This window comes from Corallococcus aberystwythensis, from assembly GCF_003612165.1.
Taxonomy (GTDB): Bacteria; Myxococcota; Myxococcia; order Myxococcales; family Myxococcaceae; genus Corallococcus; species Corallococcus aberystwythensis.
This window is the reverse complement of record NZ_RAWK01000376.1, coordinates 1-7,293: the sequence shown is the minus strand read 5'-3', so window position 1 is coordinate 7,293 and position 7,293 is coordinate 1. Positions and strand designations below refer to the sequence as shown.

The window sequence follows — 7,293 nt, the reverse complement described above, 5'->3', positions numbered from 1 at the left end:
CCTTCCCCACATCCGCTGGCGGACAGAGCCCGTGTGCGCCCTCTGCCATTGCCCTCGTCCCCAGGAGGGAATCCGTTGTGTTTCCGGAGGTTCGAGGAAGCCGAGTGAGGACCGAGACACCAGTCAATAGGTGTCTATTACGGGAATCCCGTGATTTTTTGTCAGGGGGTCGAGGTCAAATCCCCCGGTTGGACCCCAGCGCATGGGGAGAGGGGAGGGCAGGTGATGCAATGGCTCCGGGCGACGCCCGCGAGCCCGACCCACCGGATCCGAAGGGGCTTGTCAGGGTCCCCAGGTGGACGCGGTCGTACCGCAGGTGCTCTCCCTTCGGGGCCCGGCGCGGATAGGCGGTTCAAGGAGCACAGCCATGAAGTCTTTCCTGTTGGTACCCAAGGAGTCCATCGAAACGCAGGCCAAGCCTGGAGTGCGTGGCACGGCGCAGGGCGAGCGCGTCCTCAGCCGCAGCACCGCGCTGCGCTTCAGCGCCGCCCAGAAGGCACCGGATGCCCTCACCGCCCTTGGCCTGCGGTCCGCCACGCTGCCCGGCATGAAGCCGGAGGTCAGCGGCCAGGCGCAGCGCGGACGCAAGCGCGCCCGGGGCAAGAAGGTCACCGACGTTGACGCCACGCCCATGCCGAACGCACCCGTGACGGAGCAGGCCGGCACGGAGGCCGGCAGCTACCGCTTCATGCCGCTCATCGGCGCCACCATGGCGCACTTCTACTCCCAGGACGCGGAAGCGGCGGCCCGGGGGGAGCTGGCGGCGGAGTTCGAGTTCATCCCGGACGTGGTGCCCCTGTCCTTCCCCGGCCCGGTGTCCGCGGGCCAGACGGGGCCGCGCAACCGCGGCATGAGCTCGCTCGCCACGCGCGAGTGGCCTGACGAGTCCGGTGTCCCCCTGGCGCACGCCCAGGGCATCCGGGGCGCGGGCGTGATGCTGGGCATCCTGGACACCGGCGTAGACGCGGACCACCCGGAGCACGCGAGCAAGACCATCCAGTTCCGCTACGTCTCGCTCTTCCCCAACTCGCCGCACAACCCGGCGCGCGACGTGCGCGGGTTCGATCCGGACGGCCACGGGACGCACGTGTGCGGCATCGCCGCGGGCGTGCACCACGGCGTCGCGCCGGAGGTGGACCTGTACGCCGCGTCCGTCATCGAATCGGAGACCATCCGCACCAGCCTGGGCCGCGTGGCCGCCGGCATGGAGTGGTTGCTCCACCAGTTCAGCCGCCCGGAGAACGCGTCACGTCCCGCCGTCGTCAACCTGTCGCTGGGCTTCCCGCTGCAGCCGCCGCCGGGCATCTCCGAGGCGGACTACCTGCTCAACCAGCGCGCACTGCAAGCCATGCTGCGTCGGCTTCTGGACAGCAACATCCTGCCCATTGTCGCGGCGGGTAACAGTGGACCCGACACGGTTGGTTACCCAGCGGCCTTTCCCGAGGCCCTGGCTGTGGGGGCAGTCGACTTCGAGCGCAACGTGGCCACTTTCTCGGCCAGCGGCGCCGTGGGGCGGCGTGTCGTACCTGATGTCATGGGCTACGGGGTGAACGTGTATTCGTCTACTGAACGCCGCTGCAACAATCAGGCGTTCTATGAACGAATGAGCGGCACGAGCATGGCGGCGCCTTATGTCGCGGGTATTGCTGCCCTGTATCGTTGCCGTGCCCCTGACTTGACGGCATTGGAAGTGAGAGATTTGATTCTGGCCAATGCCATCAAGCTTCCTCGCTCGGCGAACCACCGGACGGGGAAGGGCCTGGCTGTTTTCAGGTGACGCGGTAGTTGCCAGGGCCGGTGCCACGTGAGCACCGGACCTGGGGAGGATGTGGCCATGCGCAGGAAGAATGGCGTGCCGGGCGAACCCCAAGACATATCGGCCCGGATGTCCTCCGTCGCCGCCGTGCGTCCGCTGCCTGGCAGCGGGGGCACGGTGCGTGCGTTGCCGGGCGCGGGTGGCCTGGAGCGTGACGCACAGCCGGCTGGCGACATTGACGTGACGGTGATGCCCCGGGAAGCGGCCGCGCCGAAGAGCGCTTCCGCGTCCTCACGGGCACCCATGCGTTCGCGCGCGGAGCTCTACAAGGAAGGCCAGGCGGAGAACGCCCGCTTCCGCGAGAGCTTCATGCGCTGGTTGGAGGCACACCAGCTGGTGGGCGCCGTGCGCGCCATGAGCGAGCCGGGCGGTTCCCTGCCCATGCTTCACCTGAGGTGCGCTCCGCGCGTGCTGGACCAGCTTCGCCGCGCGCCCGAGTTCCACGCGGGCGCCATGGCTCCGCTCGAACAGCTGTACTAGGTCCGCTCCACCGCGGATGCCTCCCGTCAGCCTTCCGGGCCCCGCTTCCCTTTAACGGAAGGCGGCCCTCCGGCGGTCTAGACCGCCTTCGCGAAAGGCGGCACCCACGTTGGGGGCGCCCACGCTTTCGCACCCGGAAGAAGCCTGCTCGCCGCGTTCTCCCCTGACTGGAACGGACGGCGGGGCGGCTTCTTCCTGATTAACCTAGAAACTCAGGATTGTAGCGGCCAGACGCTACTGAACGGCGGGACCAGTGTGCTGTCTGGGATTGGACGCTGTCAGTCAATGCGGCAGGCGTCCTCGAAGGACAGACGCGGGTTGCGCGGGTGGAGCTTCGCCGGGTCGCCGTAGCCCAGGTTGAGGAGGATGTTCGACTTCCAGCCGGTGCCCTGGAGGAAGGCCTCGTCCACCTTCGCCTTGTCGAAGCCGCCCATGGGGCCGCAGTCCAGCCCCAGCGCGCGCGCCGCGAGGATGACATAGCCCGCCTGCAGGGAGCCGTTGAGGAACGCCGCCTGCTCGCGCGCCTCCGGCGGCATGCCCGCGAAGACGCTCTTCATGTCGCGCGACGGGAACAGCCTGGGCATCTGCTCATGGAACGCGGTGTCGTACGCGACAATGGCCGTCACCGGCGCCTGCATCGTCTTGTCCACGTTGCCCGGGGACAGCGCGGGCTTGAGCCGCTCCTTGGCCTCGCGGCTCTTCACGAACACCAGGCGCACCGGCTGGCTGTTGACCGCGGTGGGGGCCATGCGCGCCAGCTCGTAGATGCGGCGCAGCGTCTCCTCCGTCACCGGCCGGTCCTGCCACGCGCCGTGCGTGCGCGCCTCCGTGAAGAGCTGCTCCAGCGTGCCCGCGTCCAGGGCCGTGTTCGTCGTCGCCATGCGTGTCGTCCTTCCGTTGCGAACACCCCATGGCTATCCGTGTCACTTTTATTTTGCAAGCTACTTCCAAAAAGTAAGTGAGTGCCGGGAGGAATGGGCGGGCGCTATACTTGGGGAAGGAGGCGGCACGATGCATGACGACCTGAGCCCGCTGTGCACCCGGTTCCTGACGGCGGCGGACCTGCTGGGCCGGCGCTGGACGGGCGTCATCCTGCGCATCCTGATGGACGGGCCGTGCCGCTTCGGGGAACTGACGGAGCGCATCGGCACCATCAGCGAGCGCGTCCTGTCGGAGCGGCTCAAGGGCCTGGAGGCCGAGGGCATCCTCGAGCGCCACGTGGATCCGGGCCCGCCCATCCGCTCCGAGTACCGCCTGACGGAGAAGGGTCAGGCCTTCTGGAAGGTCATCGACGAATTGGGCAAGTGGGCGGAGCGCTGGGTGGACGTGAAGGCCCCGGCGCAGGCGCAGAAGGGCGCGAAGGCCACGCGGGCCGTCGCGCCCCGGAAGCGCAAGAGCGCCTAGAAGTTGTGGCCGCCGTCCACGTCGATGGTGCGGCCGTTGAAGTAGTCGCACTCCACGATGAACTTCACGGCCACCCAGATGTCCTCCGGCTCGCCGATGCGGCCCACCGGGATGGCGGCCACCAGCGCGTCGCGGGCCTTCTGGTTCATCCCCTGCGTCATGGGCGTCTCAATCATGCCCGGGGCGATGGCGCCCACGCGGATGCCGAACGGCGCGAACTCACGCGACCAGGTGACGGTGTTGGCGGCGAGCGCGGCCTTGGCGGACACGTAGTTGGACTGGCCGCGGTTGCCGTGCCGGGCAATGGACGACATGTTCACGATGACGCCGGGGCGCTGGTCCGTCTCCACCATCTTCGTGACGACCTCGCGCACCATCAGCGTGGCGCCGGTGAGGTTCACGCCGATGACGGCGTTCCAGTCCGCGGTGGACAGCTTCTTCACCTGGCCGGTGGTGCGGTCCTTCTTCACGAGCAGCGCGTCGCGCAGGATGCCCGCGTTGTTGATGAGGCCGTTGAGGCCGCCCATGGCGCCGTGCGCCCACTGCACGAAGTCCGTGACGTCCTGCTCGTTGGACACGTCCAGCTTGCGCCGGTGGATGCCCGCGGGCAGCGCCGCCAGCTTCTCCTCGTTGACGTCGCCAACGGCCACCTGGCCGCCCGCCTCGTGGATGCGCTGGGCGAAGTGCGCGCCCATGCCCTGCGCGCCACCCGTCACGATGATCTTCAGGTCCTTCAGCTGCATGTGCCTCTCCTTGGGCGTGTCCAAAAAACGCGCGCAGGGTACGCACACCGCGCAGGCGCTTGCCAGCGCCGCGGAGGCTGAAACCTGAATCAAGCTTCAACTTCTCATGAGGCCCAGACCCCCGACGCGGTGCGTTGGGGGCCGGGCTGCCCGGAATGACGGACGACCTACAGCGCGTCGGCGATGACGGCGCCCAGCCGGCGCATGCCCTCGGCGATGAGGTCAGGCGGGCGGTTGGAGTAGTTCAGCCGCATGAACTGGGGCTTCTGGTCGTTGGCGAAGAAGGGGGCGCCGGGGACGAAGGCGACCTTCTGCTCGACGGCGCGGGGCAGGAGCGTGGCCGCGTCCAGGCCCTGGGGCAGCTCCACCCAGAGGAACATGCCGCCGTCCGGCCGGGTCCACTGCGTGCCCTTGGGCATGTGGGCTTCCAGCGCGGCGAGCATCGCGTTGGCGCGCTCGGCGTAGATGGGCATCAGCGCCTGGATGTGGCCCGCGTAGTCGAACGTGGTCAACAGCCGCGCGGTGGCGCGCTGCGCGAGCGTGGCGGTGTGCAGGTCCGTGGCCTGCTTCGCGATGGTGAGCGACTTGAGCAGCGGGCGCGGCCCCGTCACCCAGCCCAGGCGCAGGCCGGGGGCCAGCGTCTTGGAGAAGGTGGACAGGGACAGCACCACGCCCTGGTCATCCAGCGAAGCGAGCGACGGCAGGTGCACGCCCTTGAAGCGCAGCTCGCCGTACGGGTCGTCCTCCAGGATGATGAAGCGGTGCTCCTGGGCCAGCCGCACCAGGGCCTTGCGGCGCTCCAGTGACAGGGTGGTGCCCTTGGGGTTCTGGAAGTTGGGGATGACGTAGAGCAGCTTCGGCGGGCCCTTCTTCTTCACCAGGGCCGCCAGGTCGTCCGTGTCCATGCCCGCGTCGTCGCTGCGCACGGTGGCGAACTCCACCTCGTAGCCGCCGAAGGTCTGGAGCGCCGCCAGGTAGCTGGGGTCCTCCACCACGACCAGGTCGCCCGGGTCGAGCAGCACCTTGCCCACCAGGTCCAGGCCCTGCTGCGAGCCGCTGGTGATGAGCACCTGGTCCGCGTGCACGTGCTGGCCCTTGCGCGCCAGGTGCGAGGAGATCCACTCGCGCAAGGGAGCGAAGCCCTCCGTGGTGCTGTACTGGAGCGCCGGGCGGCCCTCCGTGGCGAAGGTCTCCTCGAACGCCTTGGCGATGGCGTCCAGCGGGAAGAGCTCCGGCGCGGGCAGGCCGCCAGCGAAGGAGAGGATGTCGGGGCGCTCGGCGATCTTGAGGATCTCACGCACCGCGGACGTCTTCATCCGGGACATGCGCTGGGACAGCCGGTAGGCCGGAGGAGGGGGCAGGGGGGTACTCATAGCGTCCGCGCTCATGTTCATTCTCCGTTCAACAGCTCATCGGGGACACGCACGTGCGTGTCTTCCTTCAAGGTCGACAGGACGATGGTGGTGCTGGTGCGGGTGACACCTGGAATGGTGCGCAGCGTCTCCACCAGCAGCGAGTCCAGCGTCCGCGTATTCGCGGTCTTCACCTTCAACACGTACGAGTCCTGCCCCGCGACCCGGTGGGCCTCCAGCACGTCCTCCAGCTCCGCCACCTTCTTCGCGAAGCCCTCGAAGTGCTTGGGGTGCTCGATGCTCACCCCGATGAAGGCGGTGATGTCCTTGCCCAGCTGCGTCGCGTCCACGCGCGCCGTGTAGCCGGTGATGACGCCCTTCTCCTCCAGCTTGCGGATGCGCTCCGCCACCGCCGGCTGGGACAACTTCACCCTGCGTGACAGCTCCAGCTGCGTGGCCCGGCCATCGCGCTGAAGCATGTCCAAGATGCGATAATCCAGGGCGTCCATGGGGCCTGCGACCTTATTTTTATAGGCGGACTTGGCAGTCGGCGGTGAAGTTATATGCAGCCGCCCCGGATTGCAAGTCCGTTTGTATGCAAAATGGTTGACGTCGGTGAAGGGTTCGCCACCCGACCTCTCGAGTCCCCTGGCAGGCAGGCGGAAGGTGCGGCCGGAGGGGGCTTCCGGCAGTCCTCCCCAGGGGAAGGATGGGCACGGTGGACACTTTCCGCGCTCACGGCCAGGGGCTGTCGCGGGAGGTCTTTGACGCCCTGCGTCCCTGTCTGTCTTTGACGCAAGGAGCCATCCCGCGGCTTTTGACAGGGCGGTCGGCCGGGTGCTACCCGTCATGAAAGATGAATCGCCCTTCAACTTCAGAACGCGTTCCCGTCACGCCGCGCGGTCAGCGGACGCGGCAGAAGTTGTTGAAGGCCGCGGAGGCGGTGTTCGGAGACAAGGGCTACGAGCGCGCGTCCATCGCGGACCTCACGCGCAAGGCCAGCGTCGCGCTGGGCACCTTCTACGTGTACTTCCCGGACAAGCAGTCCATCTTCGTGGAGGTGGTGGACGAGCTGGGCGCGCGCCTGCGCCGCCTCATCGCGGAGTCCACGGCCGCGTGCACCACGCGCCTGGAGGTGGAGCGCGAGGGCCTGCGCGCCTTCTTCCAGTTCGTGCGCCAGCATCCCAACCTCTACCGCGTGGTGCGGCAGGCGGAGTTCGTGGACGCGGACTGCTACCGCCGCTACTACGACCGCTTCGCCAGGGGCTACGTGCGCGGCCTCACGCTGGCCATGGAAGCTGGCGAGGTGCGCCGCATGGACCCGGAGGCGCTCGCCTACTGCCTGATGGGCATTGGCGACTTCCTGGGCATGCGCTGGGTGCTCTGGGAAGAGGACATGGGCCTGGAGCGCGTGCTCGACACGGCGATGACGCTGCTGTCCCACGGCCTGCCCCCGCATCTTCAAGCTGTACCCCCCCCGAAGGCAGCAGCGAAGCCC

At 68.2% G+C, this 7,293-nt stretch carries 8 protein-coding genes; 4 read left to right on the top strand and 4 right to left on the bottom strand.

From position 1 onward, the window contains the following. The first annotated feature begins 367 nt into the window (after window positions 1-367). Together popC and popD are read left to right on the top strand one after the other, a co-directional pair. Window positions 368-1,777 carry a subtilisin-like protease PopC gene (popC, locus tag D7W81_RS38015; RefSeq protein WP_120560260.1) on the top strand — a complete coding sequence of 470 codons (1,410 nt, stop codon included), beginning with the start codon at window positions 368-370 and terminating at the stop codon, window positions 1,775-1,777. A 57-nt stretch (window positions 1,778-1,834) separates the two neighbouring features. Continuing rightward, a complete protein-coding gene (popD, locus tag D7W81_RS38010; RefSeq protein WP_120560259.1) occupies window positions 1,835-2,296 on the top strand; it encodes a PopC secretion inhibitor PopD in 462 nt (153 codons plus the stop codon). A 278-nt stretch (window positions 2,297-2,574) separates the two neighbouring features. On the opposite strand, the gene D7W81_RS38005 is transcribed toward popD, so the two are convergent. Then, the gene (locus D7W81_RS38005; protein ID WP_120560258.1) at window positions 2,575-3,177 is read right to left on the bottom strand and encodes a malonic semialdehyde reductase; all 603 of its coding nucleotides are present in this window, start codon (window positions 3,175-3,177) and stop codon (window positions 2,575-2,577) included. 130 nt (window positions 3,178-3,307) lie between these two features. Between D7W81_RS38005 and D7W81_RS38000 the strand changes: the two genes are divergently transcribed. Further along, entirely contained in the window at window positions 3,308-3,700 is a 393-nt protein-coding gene (locus D7W81_RS38000) for a winged helix-turn-helix transcriptional regulator (protein WP_120560257.1), read from the top strand. On the opposite strand, the gene D7W81_RS37995 is transcribed toward D7W81_RS38000, so the two are convergent. The 3 genes from D7W81_RS37995 to D7W81_RS37985 all read right to left on the bottom strand — a co-directional run bounded on the left by D7W81_RS37995 (window position 3,697) and on the right by D7W81_RS37985 (window position 6,304). Continuing rightward, entirely contained in the window at window positions 3,697-4,443 is a 747-nt protein-coding gene (locus tag D7W81_RS37995; RefSeq protein ID WP_120560256.1) for an SDR family oxidoreductase, read from the bottom strand. The two genes, D7W81_RS38000 and D7W81_RS37995, sit on opposite strands and share 4 nt — an antisense overlap. A gap of 167 nt (window positions 4,444-4,610) precedes the next feature. Next, window positions 4,611-5,831, bottom strand: a complete 1,221-nt coding sequence (locus tag D7W81_RS37990) for an aminotransferase-like domain-containing protein (RefSeq protein WP_120560261.1) — start codon at window positions 5,829-5,831, stop codon at window positions 4,611-4,613. Between the two features lie 2 nt (window positions 5,832-5,833). Next, a complete protein-coding gene (locus D7W81_RS37985) occupies window positions 5,834-6,304 on the bottom strand; it encodes an Lrp/AsnC family transcriptional regulator (protein WP_120560255.1) in 471 nt (156 codons plus the stop codon). Window positions 6,305-6,651: 347 nt separating this feature from the next. Between D7W81_RS37985 and D7W81_RS37980 the strand changes: the two genes are divergently transcribed. Beyond that, window positions 6,652-7,293, top strand: a 642-nt coding sequence (locus tag D7W81_RS37980; protein WP_147445770.1) for a TetR/AcrR family transcriptional regulator, incomplete at its 3' end; no start/stop codon positions are given.